The organism is Acidaminococcus sp. AM33-14BH (assembly GCF_003603525.1).
GTDB lineage: Bacteria > Bacillota > Negativicutes > Acidaminococcales > Acidaminococcaceae > Acidaminococcus > Acidaminococcus intestini.
This window is the reverse complement of the sequence record NZ_QTNG01000016.1, coordinates 1-22,982: the sequence shown is the minus strand read 5'-3', so window position 1 is coordinate 22,982 and position 22,982 is coordinate 1. Positions and strand designations below refer to the sequence as shown.

The window sequence follows — 22,982 nt, the reverse complement described above, 5'->3', positions numbered from 1 at the left end:
AATGAGATAAAATTAAATCATAAAATTATTATTATTAAATATCTTTTAATTTTCTTAGTTTATGTAGCTTATGTTTCATTAATTATGTCAATTACATATAATAATGTTTCATAAGCTTCTAATAATATATTATGGGGATTTTTTCTAGTAAGGCCCAAAGCCGCTTTCTGCGGCCCACATGTGACAGCGCCTTTCATCAAAAAAAGGGGGAAATTTCATATGAACAGAGCGTATAAGGTCATTTACAACAAGAAAAGACGATTGGTCCAAGTCGTCTCCGAAATCAGCGGTGGATTTACCCGTGCTGAGCGTCAGGGACGGCGCAGCCTCCTACGCGGTCTCGTTTTGTCGTGCCTTATCGGGGCAAGTCTCATCGCCGCCCCACTTCCGTCTTATGCAGCAACGACGGAAGAACAAGTCGCTGCCAATAGTGCCGCCATTGCGCAGAACAAGACCAATATTGCGGCCAACAAAACAGCCATTGAAAGCAATCAGTCTGGGATCCGCGCCGTTACAAGAACAGTCGAAGCGCAGCAGGCCTCAATTTCCGGTAAGGCGGAACAAACAGACCTAAATAAAGAGACAGCAGAACGAAAAGCGGCTGATACGGCGACAAATGAGAAGGTCGCTGCCAATAAAGCGGCCATTGATCAAAACAAAACCGATATCGCAAAAAATAAAACCGATATTGCTGCCGCACAAGCATCCCTTTCGGGAAAGGCCGATCAATCTGACCTTGATACGCTTAGCTCCAGAGTATCAGAAAATGCCACTGCGATTGGAACAAACCGCTCAAAAATCAATGAAAATCGAAGCAAGATCAAAGAACTTGCTGATTCCCTGGGATTTAAGACAGACGAAAGTGGGACCATCACGGGGCAGTCAGGGCTAACCAAATATTTCAAGACGAAATCGTCCACGTCTTCCTATACAGAAACCATGACCAAGGAAGATGGAACGACTGAAACAAAGACAACGACCATGACGGACGGTGAAGCCAAGGCGGAAGGCGGAAACTCCGTTGCCATTGGTCCGAATGCCAACAGTAAGGCCAACCAGAGCATCACGTTGGGTGATGGAGCTGTGACAAAATCGACGGCAAGCCGCGGCATCGCAATCGGTCAGGGAGCCATTACGGGGGCGACTGCTGACATGGGAGCAGACCTTGGCTCTGACACGGCAACCAATCAAGGCGGTGTTGATTCCATCTCCATTGGGACCTTGTCCAACGCCCGCGGCAATGACGCCATCGCCATTGGGCACAATGCGGAAGTTCAGAACGTGCCCATTGACGGATCCGGAACGGTTGCTTCCAAAGGAAGTCTCGCCATCGGCAGCGATGCCAAAGTATATGGAGCAAGCTACTCCCTCGCCCTTGGTGCAGGTGCCACCATTGCAGCAGATAACCTCAATGGAAATACAACAAATGAAGCCATTGCGATTGGCTATAACGCAAAGGTGAATAATAATGCGACTCACGCCATAGTGATTGGGTCCAACGCAAACGCTGATAAAGCCGACGCCATTGCTATCGGCTACAAAGCATTCTCTGAAAAAAACAGTATGGCTTTGGGAAATAATGCCAAGGCCAGCGAAGACTCTCTTGCCATAGGATTTGGTGCAACCAGCAGTGCGCCCAACGCCCAAGCCTTTGGTAATGGTGCTGTAGCGACCAGCGGCGGCGATATTTCCATCGGGAATCTCGCTGGCGTGGGATCAGATGCAAAAAGGGCCAATGTAGATGGTTCCCTCATTGCCATTGGTGTTGCAGCAGGACAAAATGTGGTAGGAACAGCAAATGTCGCAATCGGTGATAAAGCAGGTTCCAATGTCCACAGCAACTACAATGTATCCATTGGCTCCGAGGCAGGTCAGGGATTCAAAACGGAACAAACCCTGGATAATCCGCAAAATGGCTATAATGTGTCCATTGGTTACAAAGCCAATAATTTTTCTGAAATAAGCGGAACAGACACCACACAATACGCCATCGCCATTGGCGCCAATGCAACCTCCTACAGTAACAGCACAGCCATTGGGCGGGCCGCCCTTTCAAACGGGCAATATGCAATGGCCTTTGGAGATAACGCTCACGCCTATGATACGGGCAGTATTGCCTTTGGCTATAATTCCGTTGCCAAAAACGGAAATGTTGCCATTGGGTCTGGTTCGGATGCCCAAGCCATTGTTTCTGGAACGGGCTATCTAACGCAGCAAATCGCCCCTTCCAGTTATGTTTCCGTCGGGACAAGCGAAAATCTGCGCCGTATTTCCAACGTAGCAGACGGCTCTCTTGACAGTGATGCCGTGACCGTGCGTCAGTTAAAAACGGCGATGTCCCAAATTCCATCTGGCGGCACTTCTTCCGGCGATGTCACCAAAAACTATGTCGATCAACAGATCAGCAACCTTAACAGCAGTATTGAAGCCCTGTCGAAAAAGTATTTTTCTGTCAGTTCCAATGAAAATACGAGCACGGGAAATAAAAGCAATGACGGAACGAGTCCAGACAACAAAAACGCCATGGCAATTGGGCCGAGGACTGCGGCTCAGGCTGATGACGCCCTTGCCATAGGCAATAACACAAAATCAACAGGAGCCGGCAGCATTGCCATCGGCTCCGAAGGGCCCATCAAGTCAACTGACCCAGGCGACAGTACCCATTTAACAGAAGCAAAGGGGGAACGTTCCGTATCCATTGGGTCGGGATCGATTGCACAGACCGATCATTCCATTGCCATTGGGACGAGAGCGACCAACTACAACCAGGTCAACGAAAATAATGAAAGTTCCAATCAAGGGAATCATTCCATTGCGATTGGTTATTATGCCGAGACTTCCGGGGACAGCTCCATCGCAGCAGGAGATCAGGCCGTTGCTGCCGGCAATGGTTCCATTTCCATTGGTAAAGAATCCGGGACGGACGCCAGCGCAACCGACTCGATTGCGGTGGGGACCAGCACCAAAGTCAATGGTTCGACATCTACCGTCGTAGGCGCTCACAACACAGTAGAAGGTGATCGAAATCATGCCTTTGGAACAGGAAATACCATGGATAACACGGGCGATGGTCCCTCTAATCCGATTTACGAATCGGGACTCATTGGCAACAATAACAAGATTTCAGCCATTTATAATAACCAAGACGAACATAAAGGATCTGTTACGGACGCTCACGCGGTAGGCAACGGCAATACCATCAGCCAGGAAAACGAAGGGTTTACTATCACGGATGTCCAGATCAGCGGGTCCAATAACAAGGTATTGGGAGAGGCCTCTCAGATGGCAGAAGCTGGCAGCCTGAAGGGCATCACGATTGACGGGTTTGACAATACGATCAAGGGGCGCAATGTGGATGACGCAGCCAATAAGACCGAGAACATCAATATTGTTGGCAACAACAACACTGTCGACATCCCCCTCCAAGGACGTAAAGCAGATATGAACAACATCCAGATCCTGGGAAGTGATGTCAATGCGACGGTGGGCAATTCCGCCTACATTGGTTCCGGCAGTTCCGCCAAAAAGACAGCCGATGAAACAACGTCCGGCGTGGGGACATACAACTATGACAGCAAGGACGCCAACTACACAACCCGCAGCGGGGAAACAGCAACATTTGCGGGTTCGGAAGCCACAGGCGTCGTTACGGTAGGAAGCGAAGGAAATTATCGCCGCGTCCAGAACGTTGCCGCCGGTCTTGTCGGTAAAGACAGTACCGATGCCGTGAACGGTTCCCAGCTCTACTATGCAACGCGCGATCATCACTATTTGGGAGATAACTCGAATCTTACAGATGACAAGAATATAGTCAATGTAGGATCTGACGGTCACATCAACATCGTCGGCCAGACGAAAGATCTTGCAGGCAATTCCGTTACGACAGAAGAAGGCCTTAAGCAGCAGCTCACCGACGGCAACATTGGTGTTGTTGCAGACAGTGAACATCAGGCCATGATTGTCAAGCTGAACAAAGATGTGGTCCTTGGCAGTGATACCCAAGACGGGTCCTTGACACTCAAGAACAATCAGGGACAGGAAACGGCCAAACTCACAGCTACGGAAGCTTCTTCCTCCCTGGACGGCAGTGCGACCATCCATCGTGCGGCCCTATCCGGAACGGCAAATTCCTCTTCTCGCCTGCGCGCCGCAGCATCTGGCACGGAGACGGCTGAATCGACCTATGCCATTGCCACCATGGAAGATGGTCTTTCCTTCATCGGCGATGACAGCACCAAAGTGGACCGGGTCCTCAATACCCAGCTCACCTTAAAGGGCGGAGCTTCGGGCACGCTTACTGACAACAACATCGGCGTCCGCAGCTTTACAGCGGATAACGGAGCTGCTGGCTTCCATGTTCAGCTTGCTTCGGATTTGACGAACCTGAACTCCGTAACGAGTCAGTCTGTCACGACTAATAACCTCACCGTCAAAGGCGGTGAATTCAAGGTCGAAAACGGGACCAACATCGACATGGACCAGAACCAGATCCACAACGTTGCGCCTGGTACAGCGCCGACCGATGCGGTCAACGTCAGCCAGCTCCGCGGCATGAACATCGATGTCCAGCAGGAATTCAACCGGGTTGATGGCCGCATCAACAACCTTGACAATCGGATCAGCCATGCCGGTGCCAATGCGGCCGCCCTTGCCGCTCTCCACCCCAACGACTTCGATCCAGATGACAAGTGGGATTTTGCTGGCGGCTACGGCAACTACCGCGGCAGCCACGCCGTTGCCTTCGGGGCTTTCTATCGTCCGACTGAAGATGTCATGTTCAGCGTCGGCGGCTCCATGGGCGGTGGTGAAAACATGGTCAATGCTGGCGTCACCTTTAAATTGGGCCAAAACAACAACGTCTCCAATTCCCGCGTTGCCATGGCAAAGGAAATCCGCGATATGCGCAAGGCGCTTGCTGAACAAAGTGCGGAAATTGCCCAGCTTAAAGCCGTCCATGGCTTTAAGATCGATCCCATGAAGAGCGAGCTCTTCCCTGACGTGGCAGAAAACCATTGGGCCTATGAATATGTGACAAAGCTTGCCGGTAACGGCGTCCTCAAAGGCTATCCCGATGGCGAGTTCAAGGGCAATCGCATGATGAGCCGCTATGAATTTGCCGCCATCGTCTACCGCATCGTCCAAAGCGGCATGGCTTCCACCGATCCGGAACTGAGCCGTCTAGTTAAGGACTTCTCACCGGAACTGAAGTACATCCGTATCGACACGATTCAGAAAGACCGGAACGGGAACCCAACCATTGAACGTGTCCGCGTAAATAAACCGATTCAGGCCGGTAAATAATCCGGGTTGGATGGGCCCCGACCTTCCCGCCCTTTCGGAAGACTGCAATTTCCCCATAAAAACAAGGCTCCGTGAAGTAAAACTACTTCACGGAGCCTTGTTTTACGTGTTATCGCTTGATTGGAAAATCAAAGAGGCCAATTTTCTCATCACTTCGCAGATAGGAAAGGTCATTCAAAAGGAAGATGGCATGTTCATCCCACTTATTGATACCAATCATCGTAAGCGACGCCGGACGGATATCAAAGGACACTTTCTTGAAAGCCACTTCATCAATGGAATAGCCCATCCAGTAGAAAAGGATATTTTGGATAGATCCTTTATGGGCGACGATGATAAGGTCTTCCGTCCCAGAAAGGACATCCTTTATCCCATCAATCGTCCGCTCATAGAACTCCCGCCGCGTCTCCCCTTCATCATAATTGCGATGATCAAGTTCGCGTCCCGTTTTTGGAGCATGGTAAAAAGCCTTTGCGGCAATGACGCTCTTGCCGGCAGCCTTTCCATTATTTTTTTCACGCAAGGCCTCAAAAAGGATCATTTCCTTGATACCAAGCGCCTTTTTAAGGATGGCCGCGCCTAGCTGACAGCGCTGCAGGTCACTTGCTGCCAAACGGGGTGGTTTCCTTCCAGCAAAATCCTTTTTGAGGACCGCTGCCAGTTTCTCCATTTGGACCTTGCCGTCTGCCGTAAGGCATGAATCAGTCCAGCCACCAGTAAGGGCCTTGACGTGATGCTCTGCTTCACCGTGACGGATGAGTAGAATCATAATGGGCCTCCTCCCAATCAGAGATACCGCTTCATGGTAATGGCCATACGACCTTTTTTGGTAGTACCGCGCACTTCAGCAAGTTCTGCCCTGCCTCGGCTTCTAAAGGAAATCACATCCCCTTCCTTGACAAGCTGGGAAGGATTTTTGGCGTCCTGCCAATTGACGCGCACATTCTGCCCCTTGATTTCCTCGGCCATGCGGGAACGGGAAACGCCAAAGCCAGCTGCCGCGACAGCATCCAGCCGAAGGGCTGAAACGGTGGCGGAAATGACCTTGACACGCTGCTCCTTTTCCTTGAGCTCCGTTAGGGGAATTTCCTTTACTTCTACCGTGGCCGCCCCGATCTGTGTCAAGTTGGAAAGGATAAAAGGGACCATGGTCTTGTCAACAACCATCTGGGCTCCCTCGTCGGTAAAGACAATGTCTCCCAAGATATCCCGGCTGCAGCCCATACCCGTAAAAGCTCCCAGAACATCGCGGTGACCCACATCATAATAACGTTTGTCCCAGGTTACAAGAAGGGCCGCAATGCAAAAATCCGGTTCACCATAAAAATCGTCCACAACATAGGCAATACGCATCCGTTCGGCATTTTGAAAGCCCCCGAAGCTCTTCATAGTAATCTGTGTATAGTTTGACGCGACAATATCGGCCACATTGATGCCATGGGGATCCATGAAATCACTGACCATATAGCGGCGATTGCGGCGGGCCTGGTCTGCAAGGTCAATAAGTTTTCCCGCCAGTTCCTCGTCTCCGCCGGCTTTAAAGAATCTAAGGATTTTTTCTCGATCTGCCATAGTTATTTCTTGAGCGCTGCACTTCGCTTCAAAACAGCATCGACAGCGTCATAGAACGCTCCTCTCACTCCGTGATTTTCAAGGGCCTTGATGCCTGCAATGGTCGTACCCCCGGGACTTGTCACCTGATCGCGCAGCTGGGCGGGGTGAAGGCCTGTCTTAAGACCCATCATGCCACTTCCTGCCATGGTGGCAGCGGCAAGCTTGATGGCAAGGGCACGCGGAAGGCCTGCCATGACACCCGCGTCAGCGAGGGCATCCATGACTACAAAAAAGTAACCCGGTCCGCAGCCACTGATGGCCGTAATGGCTTCCATGGCGCTTTCATCAACCCAAATGGCCTCGCCGCAGGAATTGAAGATGGTCCCCGCGAAGGCCTTCATGTCTTCGGTCACGGCGTCATCGGCGGTAAGGGCCGTCATCCCCATGCCAACGGCAAGGGGGGTATTGGGCATGGCACGGATGACGGCGTGGGCCGGCACAAGAGCGTGAAGCTTTGCAAGGTCAAAACTTCCCATGATGGAAAGGATTGCAGCTTCCTTTGGAAGGGTCTCCAGCATGTCTGCCGTGACAGCCTTATGGGCCATCTGCGGTTTTACAGCAAGGATGACAAGGTCAGCACCCTGTACAGCCTCTTCATTTTTTCCGTAAACAGCGGCCTTTGGATAGGACGCGCGCAGCCGGTCCTGGCTCTTTTGGGAAGGGACGGAAAGGGCAATATCGGATTCAGAAGCGACATTTCCCAGGAGCATACCCTTTAAGATGGCCTCTCCCATCGCTCCGCAGCCAATAAAAGCAATCTTTGGATTTATCTCTCCCATGGTTCAGCCTCGCTTTCACTTGTGTAATTCGTATTTTCCACGTCGATTTCAACATTTTGCGGTGCGCAGACCATGATATTGCGTCCAACTTTGCGCAAAGACCCATCAAGGGCATAGATGGTGCCACTGATAAAATCCACAATACGTTTGCGCACATCGTTATCCGTATTTTCAAAGTTGATCACCACAGGCTGGTTATTACGCAGGTAATCCGCCATTTTCTGGACCTCGTCAAAACCAATGGGTTCCACGACGACAACGCTCACGGATTTTTGCGCATGGGGCATGGCAATGAGATTGTCCCGTCCCGTATGACGTGACTCTTCATAGCGGTTTGTTTCATAACCGCGATGACTTTCGCTGCCATAACTTTTGGTGCCAAACATAGGCACGACATTGTCCTTTTTTTCATCGTCAAATTCGAATTCGTTGTCCTCTTCTTCCTTGAGGCCGATGGCACGCATGATATTATCGAAAAATTTCATGGAATCTTCTCTCCTTAAAATTTGAGGGTATAGTCGCGGGCACCAAAAAGAGCGGAACCCACACGGATTTCATTGGCGCCTTCTTCTACGGCAATCCAATAATCATGGGTCATGCCCATGGAAAGGATGTTGACATCTTTATGCTTGAGTGCGTCCCTGAGGAAAAGGAAATCCTCATACCCCGCGCGGAAAACAGGACGCGTTTCTTCCACCTGGTCCGTTGCCTGGGCAATGACCATGACGCCGCGGACACGCAGATGAGGATAAGCATCCAGCGTTTTTACAATGGCCCTGAAATCGGCCGGTTGAAAGCCACTTTTTTGGCTCTCCCCCGCTTCATTGATCTGAAGCAGCACATCCTGCACCTTGCCAACCTGTTCGGCCGCCCTATCCAGATGGGTCAAGATCTTGGCACTGTCCGCCGATTCAATAAGGTCAAAATGTTCTACCGCATGTTTAGCCTTATTGGTCTGGAGATGACCAATAAGGTGCCAATGACCTCTTTTCGGCAGGACTTCCTGCTTATGCATCGCCTCCTGGACCCGGTTTTCCCCAATTTCCGTAAGCCCTGCGTCAAGGGCCTCCGTAACCACCTCAGGGGGATGGTTCTTAGTGACAGCAAGAATGGTCACCGTATCCCCTGTCACCTTCTTTTCCTTGCGAAGAGCCAAGGCCTCATCGATTTTTTTCTGAACTGAGGCAAGTTTTTCCGAAAGCATGCACAACATCTCCTTACGAGTTTTACCTTCCACGTTGAAATAAAATGGCAGCAAGCCTTCCCGTCCGGCCATGATCACGGCGATAGGAAAAATAGTGGTCAGAGGAAAAGGTCGATACTCCAGCAAGATAAATCTGGTTTGTTGGGATCCCTGCTTTTTGGAGCATCGCTGCATTAAGGTGCCATAGATCCATCAAATAGTGATGGGGCCGCGTCTGGATAAAGAACGCTTCATAGCCAGGCGCCGCGTTACGCACCCTGTCATCAACCTCATAATCCTTGGGACCAATGGAAGGACCAATGGCCGCAACAAGGTCCCGGGGCTGACTGTGAAACGTCTCTTTCATGACAGAAACGGCCTTGGGCCCGATGGCACCCACTGTACCCCGCCAGCCAGCATGCAGCAGGGCTGCTCCTTTTTGGACGGGATCCACAATCATGATGGGTGTACAGTCCGCATAAAAAAGCATGAGGGGAAGATCCTTTTCACCCGATGCAAGGCCATCCACACCGGCAAGAGTCGTTCCAAAGTCCCTTGCCCCACGGCCAGCCTGGGCGGCATCTACCACTGCTATCTGGCTCCCATGGATCTGGGCGCAGGTCACCGTGCGGTCAAGCGAAATGGAAAGGGCGCGGGCCGCTTTTTCCCGGTTCCTTATAACAAGCGCCGCTTCATCCCCCACGTGAAGGGCCATATTAAGCGTATGGGGAAGGATGGCACTTTCCCCGCCCTCCATACAGGTAAAGGCGTTCTCAAAGCCCATTTCCCGCAAAACCGGGAAATAGCCATAGGTCACGCCTTCTTTTGTTTCATAACAGAACGTCTCCATAATCAGCCTTTCTTTGCCTTGCTGCCAGCCTTATCATCAACCGCAGCCAAGGCCTTTTCCATACGGTCGATCATGGTGCTCATGACCTTGAGGCGGGCATAGTATTTATTATTGCCTTCAACCACGGTCCATGGGGCATAAGGGGTATCAGTCCGGTAAAGCATTTCATTGACGGCATCGACATAAGCATCCCACTTGTCGCGGTTGCGCCAATCTTCTGCCGTAATTTTCCACGTCTTATCAGGATCTTCCTCACGGGCCTTGAAGCGGCGGAACTGCTCATCCGGATCAATATGCATCCAGAACTTCTGGACAATGAAGCCCTGCTTTGCCCATTCCTCTTCCATTTCGTTAATTTCCTCGTAGCCCCGTTTCCAGTCCTTTACGGGCGTAAAATGCTCCACCCGTTCGACAAGGACGCGGCCGTACCACGTACGGTCAAAGACAGCGATTTCTCCCGGTTCCGGAATCTTGGTCCAAAAGCGCCAGAGATAATGATAGGCTTTTTCGATATCATTCGGCGCACTTACAGGATTGACCTTGTACCCCAAAGGGTCCAAAGCCGATGTCAGGCGTCTGATGGCCCCGCCTTTGCCGCCTGCATCCCAGCCTTCAAAAGCCACAACCGTACTGATTTTCCGTTTGGCAAGTTCCACCTGAAGCTCTGCCAGCCGTTTCTGGTATTTTTTAAGCTTTTCATCATAGGTCTTCTCGTCCATATCCTTATTGCAGTCATAGCGCGCCAAGATGGACGGGATGGAGGGATCGGAAGCATAGGACAGCGGTGCCTGCGAGCTTTCTTTTTGGGTCTCTGCCGCCGATAAAGCCGCCTTGAACTCACTGATAAGGACATCCATGGTCTCAAGGATACCAGTCCGCACATCTTCCATCGGAATGACATGCCACGGTGCATAGACCGTATTTGTTTCCGTCAGCATCTTTTCGTAGACATTGCGGTAAGCCTTATAGTCAACACCTTCGATACCAGCCGGTGTCAGGGCTTCCCAGCGGCTTCCCAGGGAATCCTTGTCTTTGGCGATATTCTTTTCCTGCTGCTTTTGAGAAATATGGGTAAAAAGCTTGATTATACGATACCCGCCCAAATAGAGGGTCCGTTCAAAATCGTTGATTTCATGAAAAGGCACATTGTACCATTCCGCTGCCTCGTCCGGATCACCTACATCATGTTCATTGCGGAGAAAATACCAGGCACGGTGATGGATACTGATTCCGCCCATAGGGGGCAGCTCTTTCCAGAACTGGGTGAAGAAGGGACTCATCTTCTGCCGCTCCGTCGTCTTTGACGCGGAATACACCCGGAATCCGCGCGGATCAAGGGCGCTGATGACCTTGTTGATGAGCTTTCCCCGATAAGTCCCACGGAATCCCTCAAAAAGGATAATGACCGGCACCTTGGCATCGCGCAGGGCACGGCCCAAATAGCCCAGTTCCGCACTTTTCTTGTCAAACTGCTTGGCATAGGTGCCCTTGGGCGTCTTTTTAGACAAATCGATCTGATTTAACATCGGCATCGCTTCCTTTGCTGATCAGCCATTGGAGATTGATGTTCAATACTTTATTATACTGTTTTTTCCTAGGGAAAGGAAGGGTTCCCGTGGTTTTTGCTTGGTATGCAAAGTGGATCAATGATCTGCACGCGCTGCCCACGGCCGTAATCATTACAACATGCGCAATGAAAATGCCTCTTAGCTAATCATTCCTGAACCGGCTATAGGTGCAGGCTATTAGCCAGTTGCCTTCCCAGATTGTGGCCCAACATTTGACAAAGAACCTAAAAAATCCCTCTGACCCACTACGGTCAGAGGGATAACTCTATTTTTTGCTTGAAAGATAGCGCTGCACGAGGATCACGGCGGCAAGGCCGTCCATGTTTCCCGGCGGCGTGCGCATGCCCAAAGGAATGAGTTTCATGAGGCCCTTGGGAGGATGCAGCTTCCAATATAGCTGCCGTGCTTCTTCCGTGCTGTGGGCCTCATCAATGATGTGGATGGCAAGATCCGGGTAGGCTGCAAGGAGGGTCTTTTGCATGGATGCACTGGTCGTCCCATTTCCAAGGACGCATTCCGTTACGGGCACATGATCGAGGAATTTCTGTAAGGATGCAAGGAAATGCTCCATGAGGAGCACTTCACAGCGAAGGATCTTTCCCGATTCCTCACACAGAGCGGCTCCTGTCTTGTCCTTTCCTGGATCGATGCCGAGAATCTTCTTCATTCGTTTTCCTCCGCCGGACGGATGACGAACTCGAGAACCACGGGGCCTGCAACAGTCACATCCTGTTTTGCTTTTGCCGTAATGGTCACATGACCGCCCAGTTCGGAAATATGCTCGCTGGCACGGACAAGGTCACGGCTCGAGATAGCACCCACCTTCCCTGTCAGGGGATCAGGAATGACGCCACCTGCCTGAGCCATGCGGTTGACATCCTTCAAAAAGGCCATCAAGGCAAGGTCAACCTGCTCTGTATTGGGTTTGACCGTAATGGTTTGGCGCAGGATCGTATCGCCGTTATGATAGACGATGGTATTGGGGGTCATTTCCAACCGGCTGACAACCACTTCCCCGGAAAGGATGTTTCCAGCCGCACACAGCCGGACATACATGGTCCCTTTCTGCTGGGACAGCTCGTGGGCCGTTTGTTCCACAGAATCTTTGCTGAGCCAAATGACGGGCGTGCCTGGCGGCGTTCCCACCCGTTCACCCACGGCATGGTTGGCCGCATTCAGGAATGCTTCCATCTCTTTTTGGGTTTCTTCCTTACTGAGTCCTCCCTGCAGGGAACCGGAGAAAAGGATTTCCCCGCTGCGGAAGACCACGTTGCCTTCCCGGATGGTCACGATATTTTCACGGAGCTTCCGGGACTGTTCTTCCAGATCCTTGACGTCCCGCTGCAGGTTGTCACGGGCTTTTTCGGCTTCCTCGGCTTGCCGTTGGGCTGCTTTTAGACGCTGACTGGCCTCTTCATACTGGGCCTGCATGGAAGCAAGGCTGCTGCGGGCTTCTTCCATTTGGGCTTCGGCCGCTTCTTTTTCGCTTTTTGCTTGGGTCAGGGCTTTTTGCGCTTCACCAATCTGGCGGTCCAGTTCCTTGATGGTAGTGCTTTGGGCCGACAGCTCCCGTTTTGCCTCATCACGGGAAGCGGTCAGGGTCTGCAGTTCTTCCTGAAGCTTTTTCATGCCAAAAAGCGCGGTCCTAACTTCCTTGCTGCTGACGGTCAGGACGCCCATAGTCATGGCAGCAACAAGGATGCCGCTAATGATGGTCATAAGGACAGAGGTGTCATGAGGGCGCAGGCCGAATAGGCTGAGTCTTTTTTTGCCAATCTTACTGCCAAGTTTGTCACCTAAATAAGCAATGAGCCCGCCCATGAGGGCAAGGACAAGAATCAATACAATGCCAAGCATATTCGGTCCTCCCTTCTTATTGGTGTCGTAGTCACAAGGACCACTTGGGGAATCAACCCCTTCTTATCTTTACTATAGCGAAGCCTCTAAAAAGAGTCAACGGGTGACTTTTCCTTTTAGAGAAGGTTTTCTTCCTGAAGGGCTTTCAGGAGATGGACTGCTTCTTCAACCGATAAGGTCACGCCCTTTCCCATTTTACTATGATCCGGCGCCCAGTCGCGAATGTCGTACTTTGGCGTTCCGCCATTCCAGGAAATCACATTGACTTCCTTGGTCCACCCTTTCGGGCTTTTAGAAAGGACAGCAACCTGTTTGACGATTTCATAGCTGAATTCTTTTCCCGCCATCGCTTCTCCTCCTTTTTTGTCTCAGCGCCGCAGCATCGTATAGGCAGCACCAAGGACCTGGTCCACCGTAAGCTGGCGCATGCAGCGCATATCCTCGCAGTGATGCTTCATACCGCTGCGGCAGCCATCACAAGGGGGAATGGCTTTGACAATGATGGCATCTTTCGTATAGGGTCCATAAAGATCAGGATGGCTCGGTCCATACATGGCTACGATGGGGACTTTTTGACTGATGGCTACATGCATGGGTCCACTGTCATTGGTGATAATGAGCTGACAGCGGCTCATGGCAGCCGCCAGTTCGCCAATAGAAAACTTTCCCGTGGCAACAAGGGGCTTTGTCTTCATCTTGGAAATAGCAGCCTCCACCATCTCCCGGTCCATGGGTCCGCCAAAAAAGACGGTTTCATAGCCTTCTTCCTTAAGGGTATCGGCGACAGCGGCAAAGCGTTCCGGTGCCCAGCGTTTTGTTTCAACGGCACTTCCGATGTTAAAGCCCACTAGGCCCGTTTCAGGGGATAGGCCCGCCCCCTGCCAAAAGGCCTCGGCTTTTTGGTAATCCGCCTTGCCGGGGAAAACTTCCAGACCACGATGCTCCAGATGGGTCACACCCAAGCGGGTAAGGACATCAAGATACATATCGGCGGCGTGAAGGGTGCGGTCCAGCTTGATGCAGGGGTCAAAAAAACCGCGGAAAAGAAAATGACTGGCGCCCACTTTGACAGGCACCCGAGCCACGGCATCGATAAAGGAACAGCGCTCATTAGGGTGAAGGTTGATGAGAACGTCAAACTTCCCGTCTGTGATTTTCTGTCCCATGGCCCAAAGCGCCCGAAGATGATTGTCCCGCCCTTTTTTGTCGATGGTCCACACATGGTCGATATAAGGATTATGGAGAACCACATCCTTTAATTTATCATCCACAAGGTAGGTAATTTCTGCCGTAGGCGCCGCTTTTCTCAGTGCGTGGATAAACGGCGTCGTCAGCACAAGATCCCCAAGATGCATGAGGAAGGTCACGATGATTTTCTTATGGGAAAGGTCAATCATGGTTCTTTCCTACTTTCTTTTGAAATTCCTGAAAGACAACGTCCGGTGTAATGGCGGCCATGCAGGTCCAGTGACTGCAGGTTTTATTGAGGCAGCCGGCGCAAGGCTCAGGGCTTACGAGGATCACAGCTCCTGCATCCCCATAAGGACCTGTGCGGTCCGGGCGGGTCGGTCCATAAAGGGCAACCAAATCTTTCTTGAAAGCGGTTGCAATATGCAGCGGCCCCGTATCAGCACTCACATAAAAAAGTGCCCCTTTGATGAGGGCCCCCAGTTCACGAAGGCTCGTGCGGCCAATGAGATCAAAGAGCGGTTTGGGATAATTGGTCAGTTCGCGGATCCGCTCCCCCAATTTGACGTCATCAGGTGCGCCGCAAAGAACCACGCTGTATCCTTCATCCATGAACTTTTGGGCCAGCTTGGCAAAATGGCCGGCAGGCCATCTTTTGGTCTCCCACCTCGCGCCAGGAGCAAGGACAATGTACGGCGTCCCTTGAACCAAGCCTAAAGCGGCAAGCTTCTTCTCGACCGTCTCCGTTTCTAGTTGGAGGGACGGCATGGGAAAGGACACTTCCTTTACATCCGCACCCAAAAACCGTGCGACATCAAGATAGCGCTCAATGACATGATCCTTGATATGGGGTCCAATGATGGCCTTTGAAACAAGACCGCTGCCTTCCCTCATCTCCCCATAGCCAATGCGGGTTGCCGACCCTGTTAAAAGGCTCATGACAGCACTTTTGAAAAGTCCCTGCATGTCAATAACCAGATCAAAGTGTTTTTCACGGAGGGTATGACGCAAGTTTTTCAGCGTGCGCCATTTCCCCTTGAAATCCATTTTGTTAAACGCGGCCTTATCAAAATAAAGGACCTCATCAATGATGGGAGGTCCTGGAATAAAAGCGCCGAACTGGGGATGGACAAGCCACGAGATCCGGGCCTTGGGAAAACGCTGCCGCAAGGCACCCGCAAAGGGAAGCGTGTGGATCACGTCCCCGAGGGAGCTCATTTTAATGATGAGGATGTTCTGATAGTCCACGTCCATTCGCCTCGATGCGCAAGATTTTTTGCAAAAATTCATCCAGATTCCCTTCCTGGAAGAGATAGCCCGGCAGGCCTGCTGCAAGGGCAGCGTCAATATCGCTTTGGCGGTCTCCGATGAGGAAGGAGCCTTCCCGCAAAAGGGCGTAATCAGAAAAAGCCTGCAGGAGCATGCCTGGCTGGGGTTTACGGCAAGAACATGGATGTACCAGTTCCTTGACGGTCCCTTTCGTCGGGTGGTGGGGACAGTAATAGAAATGGGTGATCTGACCGCCGGCTTTTTCTATTTCCTTTGCCATGAAAGCATGAAGGACCTTCATGTCCTCTACGGTGTAGTATCCTCTTGCAATCCCGCTTTGGTTAGTTACGACAAAGACGGCATACCCCAGCTTATGGAGCCGTGCCAAGGCCGTTTTGGCGCCGGGAACCCACTGGACCTGCTCCGGACGGCTGATATATCCCGTGTCCACATCAAGGACACCGTCACGGTCAAGAAATACGGCTTTTTGTCCCACAGCCATCCTCCTTAGCGATAATAGCCATCAGATGCCTGGAGCACGCCGCAGTATTCCTTGACGGCCTCGGCAAAATCCGTAAATCCGCCATCATAGCCCGTTTGAATGAGTTTTGTCGTATCCGCCTGGGTGTAGCTTTGGTATTTCCCCTTGAGGACCTCCGGGAATGGCACATAAACGAGCTTTCCGCTGCCAAAAAAGTCCAGGATGGCCTTTGCCATATCGTTAAAAGTGTGAGCTTTGCCGGTTCCCAAGTTGTAGACACCCTTTAGTTCCGGATGCTGCCAGAAATAAAAAAGTACCTTGACGACATCCTTGACGTAGATAAAGTCCCTCGTCTGTTCACCCGGGCCATAGCCATCATATTCGCCAAAGAGCTTGACCTCGTGGTCTTGCTGCCACTGAAGGAACATCTGGCGCACCATGGAAGCCATCTTGCCTTTGTGATTTTCCTGGGGCCCGTAGACATTGAAATACCGAAAGCCTGCAATCTGGCTTTCCGCCTTGTCAAAATAGCGGCGGGCATAGTTGTCAAAAAAGAGCTTGGAAAAAGCATAGACATTGAGGGCTTCTTCACAGGCTGGTTCTTCGCGGAATCCCTTCTGACCGCTGCCATAAGTTGATGCGGAAGAAGCATAGAGGAAGGGGATCTTGCGATCCATGGCAAAGTGCATCAAGGTCTTTGTATACTGGAAGTTATTTTCCATCATATACTTACCGTTATATTCCATCGTATCGGAGCAGGCGCCTTCGTGGAAGATGACTTCGATGGGCGCATGGTTCCATTTGCCGTTTTTTACGTCTTCGATAAAATCCAACTTATCACAGTAATCCATGACCTTGAGACCCTGGATATTCTTGAATTTCACCATATTGGTCAGATTATCGACAACAAGGATGTCATCCCTGCCCTGGTCGTTCAGGCCTTTCACGATATTGCTGCCGATAAAACCGGCACCACCGGTTACAATGATCATAGTTTGCCCTCCTTCACAAGCGTAACAATCTTTTCAACAAGTCCTGTCGTGGAATAGCCTTCCTTGAAGGGCAGGATTTCTACCGTCCGTGCATATTCCCGGCCAGCCACCTCTTCCTTCTTGTAATCGCCGCCCTTGACGAGAATATCGGGGCGAATCTTTTTGATCAGTTCCGTCGGCGTATCTTCCCCAAATAAGGCCACGGCGTCGACATCACGGAGACTGGCAAGCAGCCTTGCCCGATCCGTTTCGTGGTTAAAAGGACGCGTCTGTCCCTTGAGACGGCGCACGGAGTCGTCCGTATTGACACCAATGATCAGATGATTTCCCAGTTGGGCAGCCTGCTGCAGATACTGCACATGGCCGGCATGAAGAATATCGAAGCAGCCATTGGTAAAGACAACAGTCTCTCCCGCCTGCTGCCAGGTCCTTGTCAATCGAGCCATTTCGTCCCAGGTCATGGGGCGATAGTCAAAGCTTTCCGGCTGCGAATCAGCAAGGATTTCACGAAGCAACTCTTCTTTATGGACAGGATAGGTCCCCACCTTGGAAACAACAATCCCCGCCGCCTTATTGGATAACTCCAAAGCATCAGCAAGGGAAAGCTTTCCCGAAATGGCCGCAAGCAGCACGGAGGCAACCGTATCCCCTGCACCAGAAACATCAAAGACTTCCTGTGCCGTGGCAGCTTTTGTAATGACGTCATCTTTTCCAACAAGGGTGACGCCCTTTTCCGAACGAGTGACGACCACATAGCGGATATCAAAGGTTTCGCGAGCCTGTTGGGCCAGTTCCACCAAGGCAGGCGTTACATTGGGAACAATCTTTCCTGCCGCTTCACACATTTCCTTGACATTGGGCGTAATGAGGTCGCAGCCCCGATACTTGGCCCAATCGGACCCTTTGGGATCGACAAGGACCGGTACATGGGCCGCCCTTGCCTGGGTGATGACCATCTGGCAGAAACGATCTGAACAGGTTCCTTTGGCATAATCCGAAAGGACGATCCCGTCAAGTCCCTCATCAAGATGCTTGCGGAGCCACTGGAGAAGAGCCTGTTCCTCATCGGGCAGGAGATCCCCCGGTTCCTCGAAGTCAAGACGCAGCATCTGCTGCCGCGCGCCAATGATACGCATCTTGGTAATGGTACTGCGTTTTGGGGAAGCAATGAGGCCGCTGTAATCAACCCCTAGCTCCCGCAGTTTCTTCTCAAGGACGCGGCGGTGATCGTCTTCACCCGTCATGCCCGCCACATAGACCTGGACCCCCAGGCCTGCCAAGTTTGCCGCCACATTGCCTGCACCGCCCAAGACGGAAGTCAGGCGTTTTACACGCGTGACGGGAACCGGGGCCTCCGGGGATATGCGGCGCACCTCCCCATAGGCGTAGCGATCGAGCATAACATCACCAATCACGGCAATGCGCAGATGCGTAATTTTTTCGGTCAATAATTCAATCACAGATTGACTGTTCATTCCCATTCCACCAATTCACAAAGGATATGGCCCATGATTTCATGGATTTCCTGGGCCCGGGCCGTATTTTCCGTAGGGACGGCAAGAAGGATATCACAGAGTTCCGCCATCTTGCCCCCGCCTTTGGCAGTAAATCCTAAGGTACGGATGCCCATGTTTTTCGCCATCAAAATGGCTTCTACCACGTTTTTGCTGTTGCCGCTCGTGGAGATGCCGACCAGAAGGTCCCCTTCCCGTCCCAAGCCTTCGACCTGACGGGAAAAGACGCGGTCATAGCCGTAATCATTACCGACAGCGGTCAGGATTGACGTATCCGTCGTCAGGGCAAGGCCTGCCATACCAGCCCGTTCCTTTTGGAAACGGCCTACGATTTCAGCCGCCCAATGCTGGGCATCGGCTGCGGAACCGCCATTGCCGCAAAACATGATCTTGTTTCCTGAAAGAAGGGTCATCTTCATAAGTCCTGCCGCGTCTTCCAGGTCCTTCATCAGCTTTTTGCTCCCCATGACGCGGTGGACGAGCTTTTCATGTTCAAGAAAACGGCCATCAATGAGTTCACGTGCATTACCAGCGGAAAAGTTCATATTGTACACTCCATTCATCATCGCCGCCTTTATAGCGTTTGTCACGATATTCAAAGGTCAGGCGGAAACAGCAGAAATCGTGTCTCCATCTCCAGATATACTCATAAACATTGTGACCGGCCTCGTCATAGCGCGTCATGAACGTCACATTGTCACGAGGTGTAAAGGTCTTGGAAAGACCAAATTGGACTTCCCGGTCCATATCGGGACGGCCATAGTCAAAGATGGAAGCCTGCCGCTTTTCCCAATAGTAACCCAACCAGGTGTCAAACCCAGCACCCAGATTTTTGCGCAGGGTTGCCGAATAAAGCCAGGTCTTACGGGTAGAATCCCGTTCGCTCTCATTGATCCATTTGCGGCCCACACCAAGACCCAAGGTCAGGGGGCGGTCGCCATGGATGAGGGTAATGGGATCATGGTTCAGGAAGACGGCATATTCCGTGTGCCAGCTCTTGATTCGGTTATCCTTCCAGAGCCCATGGCTTGCGTAGGCAGAATACGAAAGGGGCAGGGAATCGGAAATCCGGTGTGGCTTATACCCCACCTTGATATCATGCATCTTGCGGATCCAGTTGTTGTTATCGTCCTCGTCAAAGCCTTCCATATAACGGACATAGTAATTCCGTTCGTCCTGGGTATCCGTAAACATAGGACGCCAACCAATCTTGGAATAGTATTTGATGTCCGCGTCCAGCGTGTTATGGTCACTGAAATCATAGGAATAATTGTAACGCAGCTTGATTCCCTGATCTTCATCATAGCCGATATGGGGCACAAAGCTCTGCTTGCTTTCCCCATCGTTCAGCCGGTTGATCCAGCGGTCGCGGCTATAGATGTGCTTTCCCTTGAGGTAGACCTTGACCCCATAGGCTATGATCTTGTCATTGGGGTAGATGACCACATGATCGGCCCTAACTTCCAGGCATGGCGGATGCTCTACAGCAGGGCAGCGCGTTACGGATGCCCCTTGGTCTAGGTCCACATGATCTTTATAGATGTGGGCAATATCCGCCTTGTAGAGGTCATCCCCGTTCGTTCCCTTCATGTTGCGCACGGTCCCGGTCTGGGTCTTGAAATTATAATGGCCCCAATCGGAATCAGTCGTGTTGGGGGGATCAATCATGCGGCCCCCTTGGAGCAGGTACACATCGCCTGTAAGAGCATTGCCCCGGGCTTCCGTCGTATAAAGCCGCTGCGTGCCCTGATAGAGGCGCACATTGCCGCTGGCTGTAAATTCCCCTGTATCGGAGTGGTACAGGACATGATCCCCATAAATGGTGATAGGCAGATCGGACTCACTGGCCGCTTTGTCCTCTCCCCGCTCCTGACGGGCCTTCTTTTCTTTTTCACTTTCCTGCTTGGCCTGAACCGCCTCTTCCGCAAACTGGTCCGGTTCATCCTGGAGTTTGCGGATGGCTTCTGCTTGCGCGGCCCGTCGGGCCACATCATCGACGGTCTGCGGCTCATAGGCAGGACCGTTTTTAGTGGCAAGGGGCTGGCCGTCATATGCCCTAGCGGCGTAGGCCGCACTCGGCATGCATACCATCATGGTAACGAGTAAGGCAAGTGCCTTTTGGTTCATAAGGGATATCCTCCACTCAATGAAATTTCCGCAATGCGGCGCATGAACTATGGAAAAGGGAAAAATCACTTCCCTGATTGGTCATACTTCTCTTTATTATATCATAAAATGGAGCCAATGAAGCGGGCGCCTAAAAGAAAACAGCGCCAGATCACTGGCTCCAGGATAAAGAAAAACCGCTGCAAGAGCAACGGTTCTTCCCTCATTTTATTTTCCGCCAACAGCTTTGAGGACGTCTTTGGTGATGTCCGTGCCGCCGTCAACAACAGCACTGCTCGTCAGGACCGTGGAAAGACCGCGTTCCTTGGCAACTTTGCTGACTGCCTTCAGAATCTTTTCACGGATCGGGTTGAAGAGTTCCTGTTCCCGTTTGGCAATGCGCTCGGTCAAGGTGTTGTCCAAGGCCCGTTTGCCGTTGTCATCAAGGCTGGGAGCTTTTTCCCGGAATTCCTGCTGTGCCTTCTGCTGTTCCAGATTCAGGGCAGCACGAGCACTGGCAAAATCAGGGTGATGGGAAAAGACCGTGTTAAGGTCAACATACCCAATGGTTGCTTCGGCAGCAAAGGCCGTTGCCGGAACCATGGCGCCAGTATACCCAAGGCATACCAAAAGGGCAATGACGACTGCCATGAATTGCTTTTTCAATTGAATCATCCTTTCTTCATGAAGCGTTAATTGAACGACTTCCTGCATTATATCATGTCAAATATTGCCATGCAAGGGAATGTACAATTTCCAGACCTCATTGCTTGCCGCGCCTCCAAATGCCCAATTGACGGGATGAAGACGCAGTCATCTTCTGACAGGATGACTCCAGAAAAAGTGAATTTTTTGGAAACAAAACCGCCGAACCATCAGCGCAGGACAGCCTTAGCGAATAAAGTGGGTCCAGACCTCCCGCTTTGTTCCAGGCAGCTCGATGCCGGCTTTTTTGCCTGCTTCAAGGCACTTCAGAAGATAGGCCATGTTCTTACCTAGATTGCGTATCGTCTGGAGCCCTTCCGCATCTTTGAGGATGTCCCCGGCAGCAAGGCCATGGCCCACATTCCAATAGGTAGAGCTGACAACGGGCATTTCAGCAATGGTAAAATACTTATTCATAACATCAACGCTCGCTGTCGTGCCGGCCCGTCTTGCCACGGCAATGCTCGCCCCGGGTTTTAGGCGAAAGATACCGCCTGCGGCATAAAAGACACGGTCCAAGAAGGACAAGACGCGCCCCGTAGGATGGGCATAATAGACAGGCGTGCCAAAGATAAACCCGTCGGCTTCCTTTGCTTTTGCAATGAAGGCATTGACCGGATCACCTGTGAAGATACATCCTTTTTCCGTACATTTTCCGCAGTCGATGCAATCCTGTATGGCCCCAGACCCGATTTGAAACAGCTCCGTTTCGACGCCTTCTGCCTCGAGGGCTTTTGCCGCTTCCTCAAGAGCCAGTGCCGTATTGCCATTTTGATGATGACTGCCATTTAACAGCAGGACTTTCATATAATCTCTCCTTATACATTGAAAAACTGCTGCAGCCTTGTGCAGCAGTTTGTAGATCAGTTTACTCAGGCCAGTTCGTAACCGGCTTCGCTGATGACGGATCTAAATTCATCCATGGGGATTTCACGGGATGCTGTTACCTTTGCGGTTCCCTTTTCCAAGTTTACGTCAACAGCAGAAACGCCGTCCATGGCAAGCAACGCATCATGGACATGTTTCTGGCAGTTAGCACACATCATTCCTTTGACGTTCAATATCTTTTCCATATTATTTGGCTCCTTCCCAAGAACCATGGGCTCATTTCATGAGTTTCTGCATGGTTTCACAAAGTTCATCAACGACGGTATCATCCCCGGCACGGATATCGTTAACCACACAGGATTTGATATGATCACACATCAGCTTGCGATTGAACGCATTGAGCCCACTGTTGATAGCACTGACCTGGGTCAGGATATCCACGCAGTAACGGTCTTCTTCAAGCATCCGTTTGAGTCCCCGCACCTGTCCCTCAATTCGATTAAGGCGTTTGATGAGATCCTTGTATTCCCGGCAGTCTTTATCCCTTTCGGTTTTTTCGTGCATCATAGTACTATACCTCCGTTACGTATATAGTATTCATTTTCTTCCAATCTGTCAAGCCCTCTTTCAAGACCAGCCCCCTCAGGACGAAAAAGGCCGCAGGAAGCCCGAAAGGGTTCCTGCGGCCTTTTTCTGGTTCTATAATAAATGTTGGGGTGAGGAAATATTCTTTCCTCACCCCATTTT

22 protein-coding genes are annotated in these 22,982 nt (G+C 51.4%); 1 reads left to right on the top strand and 21 read right to left on the bottom strand.

The genetic code is table 11. The features are described 5' to 3' along the window. The first annotated feature begins 219 nt into the window (after positions 1 to 219). Positions 220 to 5,301 carry an S-layer homology domain-containing protein gene (locus DW817_RS09930; protein WP_243634121.1) on the top strand — a complete coding sequence of 1,694 codons (5,082 nt, stop codon included), beginning with the start codon at positions 220 to 222 and terminating at the stop codon, positions 5,299 to 5,301. A 109-nt stretch (positions 5,302 to 5,410) separates the two neighbouring features. Here DW817_RS09930 and DW817_RS09925 read toward each other — a convergent pair whose 3' ends face one another. From DW817_RS09925 to DW817_RS09825, 21 genes are all read right to left on the bottom strand, one after another. Beyond that, positions 5,411 to 6,070 (bottom strand): histidine phosphatase family protein, encoded by a 660-nt coding sequence (locus DW817_RS09925; RefSeq protein ID WP_009014806.1) that lies wholly within the window; start codon positions 6,068 to 6,070, stop codon positions 5,411 to 5,413. A gap of 17 nt (positions 6,071 to 6,087) precedes the next feature. Beyond that, positions 6,088 to 6,873 carry an RNA-binding protein gene (locus tag DW817_RS09920; protein ID WP_021736935.1) on the bottom strand — a complete coding sequence of 262 codons (786 nt, stop codon included), beginning with the start codon at positions 6,871 to 6,873 and terminating at the stop codon, positions 6,088 to 6,090. Positions 6,874 to 6,875: 2 nt separating this feature from the next. After that, positions 6,876 to 7,694 (bottom strand): pyrroline-5-carboxylate reductase, encoded by an 819-nt coding sequence (gene proC / locus DW817_RS09915; RefSeq protein WP_021736927.1) that lies wholly within the window; start codon positions 7,692 to 7,694, stop codon positions 6,876 to 6,878. Beyond that, positions 7,682 to 8,179 carry a cell division protein SepF gene (locus DW817_RS09910; RefSeq protein ID WP_014128331.1) on the bottom strand — a complete coding sequence of 166 codons (498 nt, stop codon included), beginning with the start codon at positions 8,177 to 8,179 and terminating at the stop codon, positions 7,682 to 7,684. The genes proC and DW817_RS09910 overlap by 13 nt, the downstream gene beginning before the upstream one ends. Positions 8,180 to 8,193: 14 nt before the next feature. Continuing rightward, a complete protein-coding gene (locus DW817_RS09905; protein ID WP_021736931.1) occupies positions 8,194 to 8,898 on the bottom strand; it encodes a YggS family pyridoxal phosphate-dependent enzyme in 705 nt (234 codons plus the stop codon). A 22-nt stretch (positions 8,899 to 8,920) separates the two neighbouring features. Then, positions 8,921 to 9,727, bottom strand: coding sequence for a peptidoglycan editing factor PgeF (pgeF, locus tag DW817_RS09900; protein WP_021736930.1), 807 nt, complete (start codon positions 9,725 to 9,727; stop codon positions 8,921 to 8,923). A 2-nt stretch (positions 9,728 to 9,729) separates the two neighbouring features. Beyond that, positions 9,730 to 11,253 (bottom strand): polyphosphate--AMP phosphotransferase, encoded by a 1,524-nt coding sequence (locus DW817_RS09895; RefSeq protein WP_014128330.1) that lies wholly within the window; start codon positions 11,251 to 11,253, stop codon positions 9,730 to 9,732. Between the two features lie 307 nt (positions 11,254 to 11,560). Beyond that, entirely contained in the window at positions 11,561 to 11,962 is a 402-nt protein-coding gene (gene ruvX / locus DW817_RS09890) for a Holliday junction resolvase RuvX (protein WP_009014813.1), read from the bottom strand. Next, positions 11,959 to 13,152 (bottom strand): DUF3084 domain-containing protein, encoded by a 1,194-nt coding sequence (locus DW817_RS09885; RefSeq protein WP_009014814.1) that lies wholly within the window; start codon positions 13,150 to 13,152, stop codon positions 11,959 to 11,961. The genes ruvX and DW817_RS09885 overlap by 4 nt, the downstream gene beginning before the upstream one ends. A 116-nt stretch (positions 13,153 to 13,268) precedes the next feature. Next, positions 13,269 to 13,499: a YdbC family protein gene (locus DW817_RS09880; protein ID WP_021736929.1), complete on the bottom strand. Its 231-nt coding sequence runs from the start codon at positions 13,497 to 13,499 to the stop codon at positions 13,269 to 13,271. A gap of 21 nt (positions 13,500 to 13,520) precedes the next feature. Further along, on the bottom strand, positions 13,521 to 14,549 hold the full coding sequence (locus DW817_RS09875; protein ID WP_021736934.1) for a glycosyltransferase family 9 protein: 1,029 nt from the start codon (positions 14,547 to 14,549) through the stop codon (positions 13,521 to 13,523). Then, positions 14,542 to 15,594 carry a lipopolysaccharide heptosyltransferase I gene (waaC, locus tag DW817_RS09870; RefSeq protein WP_021736943.1) on the bottom strand — a complete coding sequence of 351 codons (1,053 nt, stop codon included), beginning with the start codon at positions 15,592 to 15,594 and terminating at the stop codon, positions 14,542 to 14,544. The genes DW817_RS09875 and waaC overlap by 8 nt, the downstream gene beginning before the upstream one ends. After that, positions 15,560 to 16,111, bottom strand: coding sequence for a D-glycero-beta-D-manno-heptose 1,7-bisphosphate 7-phosphatase (locus DW817_RS09865; RefSeq protein WP_035224407.1), 552 nt, complete (start codon positions 16,109 to 16,111; stop codon positions 15,560 to 15,562). Before DW817_RS09865 ends, waaC begins: the two co-directional genes overlap by 35 nt. A gap of 5 nt (positions 16,112 to 16,116) precedes the next feature. Next, positions 16,117 to 17,082, bottom strand: coding sequence for an ADP-glyceromanno-heptose 6-epimerase (rfaD, locus tag DW817_RS09860; RefSeq protein WP_021736948.1), 966 nt, complete (start codon positions 17,080 to 17,082; stop codon positions 16,117 to 16,119). Next, positions 17,079 to 18,557 carry a D-glycero-beta-D-manno-heptose-7-phosphate kinase gene (gene rfaE1 / locus DW817_RS09855; RefSeq protein WP_021736941.1) on the bottom strand — a complete coding sequence of 493 codons (1,479 nt, stop codon included), beginning with the start codon at positions 18,555 to 18,557 and terminating at the stop codon, positions 17,079 to 17,081. The genes rfaD and rfaE1 overlap by 4 nt, the downstream gene beginning before the upstream one ends. Then, entirely contained in the window at positions 18,554 to 19,063 is a 510-nt protein-coding gene (locus tag DW817_RS09850; protein ID WP_108911977.1) for an SIS domain-containing protein, read from the bottom strand. Before DW817_RS09850 ends, rfaE1 begins: the two co-directional genes overlap by 4 nt. A 58-nt stretch (positions 19,064 to 19,121) precedes the next feature. Further along, positions 19,122 to 20,723 (bottom strand): OstA-like protein, encoded by a 1,602-nt coding sequence (locus DW817_RS09845; protein WP_120112333.1) that lies wholly within the window; start codon positions 20,721 to 20,723, stop codon positions 19,122 to 19,124. A 207-nt stretch (positions 20,724 to 20,930) separates the two neighbouring features. Then, the gene (locus DW817_RS09840; protein ID WP_226828427.1) at positions 20,931 to 21,377 is read right to left on the bottom strand and encodes an OmpH family outer membrane protein; all 447 of its coding nucleotides are present in this window, start codon (positions 21,375 to 21,377) and stop codon (positions 20,931 to 20,933) included. 216 nt (positions 21,378 to 21,593) lie between these two features. After that, positions 21,594 to 22,214 carry a flavodoxin family protein gene (locus DW817_RS09835; protein ID WP_021736932.1) on the bottom strand — a complete coding sequence of 207 codons (621 nt, stop codon included), beginning with the start codon at positions 22,212 to 22,214 and terminating at the stop codon, positions 21,594 to 21,596. A 65-nt stretch (positions 22,215 to 22,279) separates the two neighbouring features. Beyond that, positions 22,280 to 22,480, bottom strand: a complete 201-nt coding sequence (locus DW817_RS09830) for a heavy-metal-associated domain-containing protein (RefSeq protein ID WP_021736937.1) — start codon at positions 22,478 to 22,480, stop codon at positions 22,280 to 22,282. Between the two features lie 31 nt (positions 22,481 to 22,511). Further along, entirely contained in the window at positions 22,512 to 22,802 is a 291-nt protein-coding gene (locus DW817_RS09825) for a metal-sensing transcriptional repressor (protein ID WP_009014826.1), read from the bottom strand. Positions 22,803 to 22,982 lie beyond the last annotated feature (180 nt).

Coding starts and splice junctions, on each gene's coding strand:
- DW817_RS09930 (WP_243634121.1), top strand. CDS start 220: ATGAACAGAGCGTATAAGGTCATTTACAACAAGAAAAGACGATTGGTC.
- DW817_RS09925 (WP_009014806.1), bottom strand. CDS start 6,070: ATGATTCTACTCATCCGTCACGGTGAAGCAGAGCATCACGTCAAGGCC.
- DW817_RS09920 (WP_021736935.1), bottom strand. CDS start 6,873: ATGGCAGATCGAGAAAAAATCCTTAGATTCTTTAAAGCCGGCGGAGAC.
- proC (WP_021736927.1), bottom strand. CDS start 7,694: ATGGGAGAGATAAATCCAAAGATTGCTTTTATTGGCTGCGGAGCGATG.
- DW817_RS09910 (WP_014128331.1), bottom strand. CDS start 8,179: ATGAAATTTTTCGATAATATCATGCGTGCCATCGGCCTCAAGGAAGAA.
- DW817_RS09905 (WP_021736931.1), bottom strand. CDS start 8,898: ATGCTTTCGGAAAAACTTGCCTCAGTTCAGAAAAAAATCGATGAGGCC.
- pgeF (WP_021736930.1), bottom strand. CDS start 9,727: ATGGAGACGTTCTGTTATGAAACAAAAGAAGGCGTGACCTATGGCTAT.
- DW817_RS09895 (WP_014128330.1), bottom strand. CDS start 11,253: ATGTTAAATCAGATCGATTTGTCTAAAAAGACGCCCAAGGGCACCTAT.
- ruvX (WP_009014813.1), bottom strand. CDS start 11,962: ATGAAGAAGATTCTCGGCATCGATCCAGGAAAGGACAAGACAGGAGCC.
- DW817_RS09885 (WP_009014814.1), bottom strand. CDS start 13,152: ATGCTTGGCATTGTATTGATTCTTGTCCTTGCCCTCATGGGCGGGCTC.
- DW817_RS09880 (WP_021736929.1), bottom strand. CDS start 13,499: ATGGCGGGAAAAGAATTCAGCTATGAAATCGTCAAACAGGTTGCTGTC.
- DW817_RS09875 (WP_021736934.1), bottom strand. CDS start 14,549: ATGATTGACCTTTCCCATAAGAAAATCATCGTGACCTTCCTCATGCAT.
- waaC (WP_021736943.1), bottom strand. CDS start 15,594: ATGGACGTGGACTATCAGAACATCCTCATCATTAAAATGAGCTCCCTC.
- DW817_RS09865 (WP_035224407.1), bottom strand. CDS start 16,111: ATGGCTGTGGGACAAAAAGCCGTATTTCTTGACCGTGACGGTGTCCTT.
- rfaD (WP_021736948.1), bottom strand. CDS start 17,082: ATGATCATTGTAACCGGTGGTGCCGGTTTTATCGGCAGCAATATCGTG.
- rfaE1 (WP_021736941.1), bottom strand. CDS start 18,557: ATGAACAGTCAATCTGTGATTGAATTATTGACCGAAAAAATTACGCAT.
- DW817_RS09850 (WP_108911977.1), bottom strand. CDS start 19,063: ATGGGGAGCAAAAAGCTGATGAAGGACCTGGAAGACGCGGCAGGACTT.
- DW817_RS09845 (WP_120112333.1), bottom strand. CDS start 20,723: ATGAACCAAAAGGCACTTGCCTTACTCGTTACCATGATGGTATGCATG.
- DW817_RS09840 (WP_226828427.1), bottom strand. CDS start 21,377: ATGATTCAATTGAAAAAGCAATTCATGGCAGTCGTCATTGCCCTTTTG.
- DW817_RS09835 (WP_021736932.1), bottom strand. CDS start 22,214: ATGAAAGTCCTGCTGTTAAATGGCAGTCATCATCAAAATGGCAATACG.
- DW817_RS09830 (WP_021736937.1), bottom strand. CDS start 22,480: ATGGAAAAGATATTGAACGTCAAAGGAATGATGTGTGCTAACTGCCAG.
- DW817_RS09825 (WP_009014826.1), bottom strand. CDS start 22,802: ATGATGCACGAAAAAACCGAAAGGGATAAAGACTGCCGGGAATACAAG.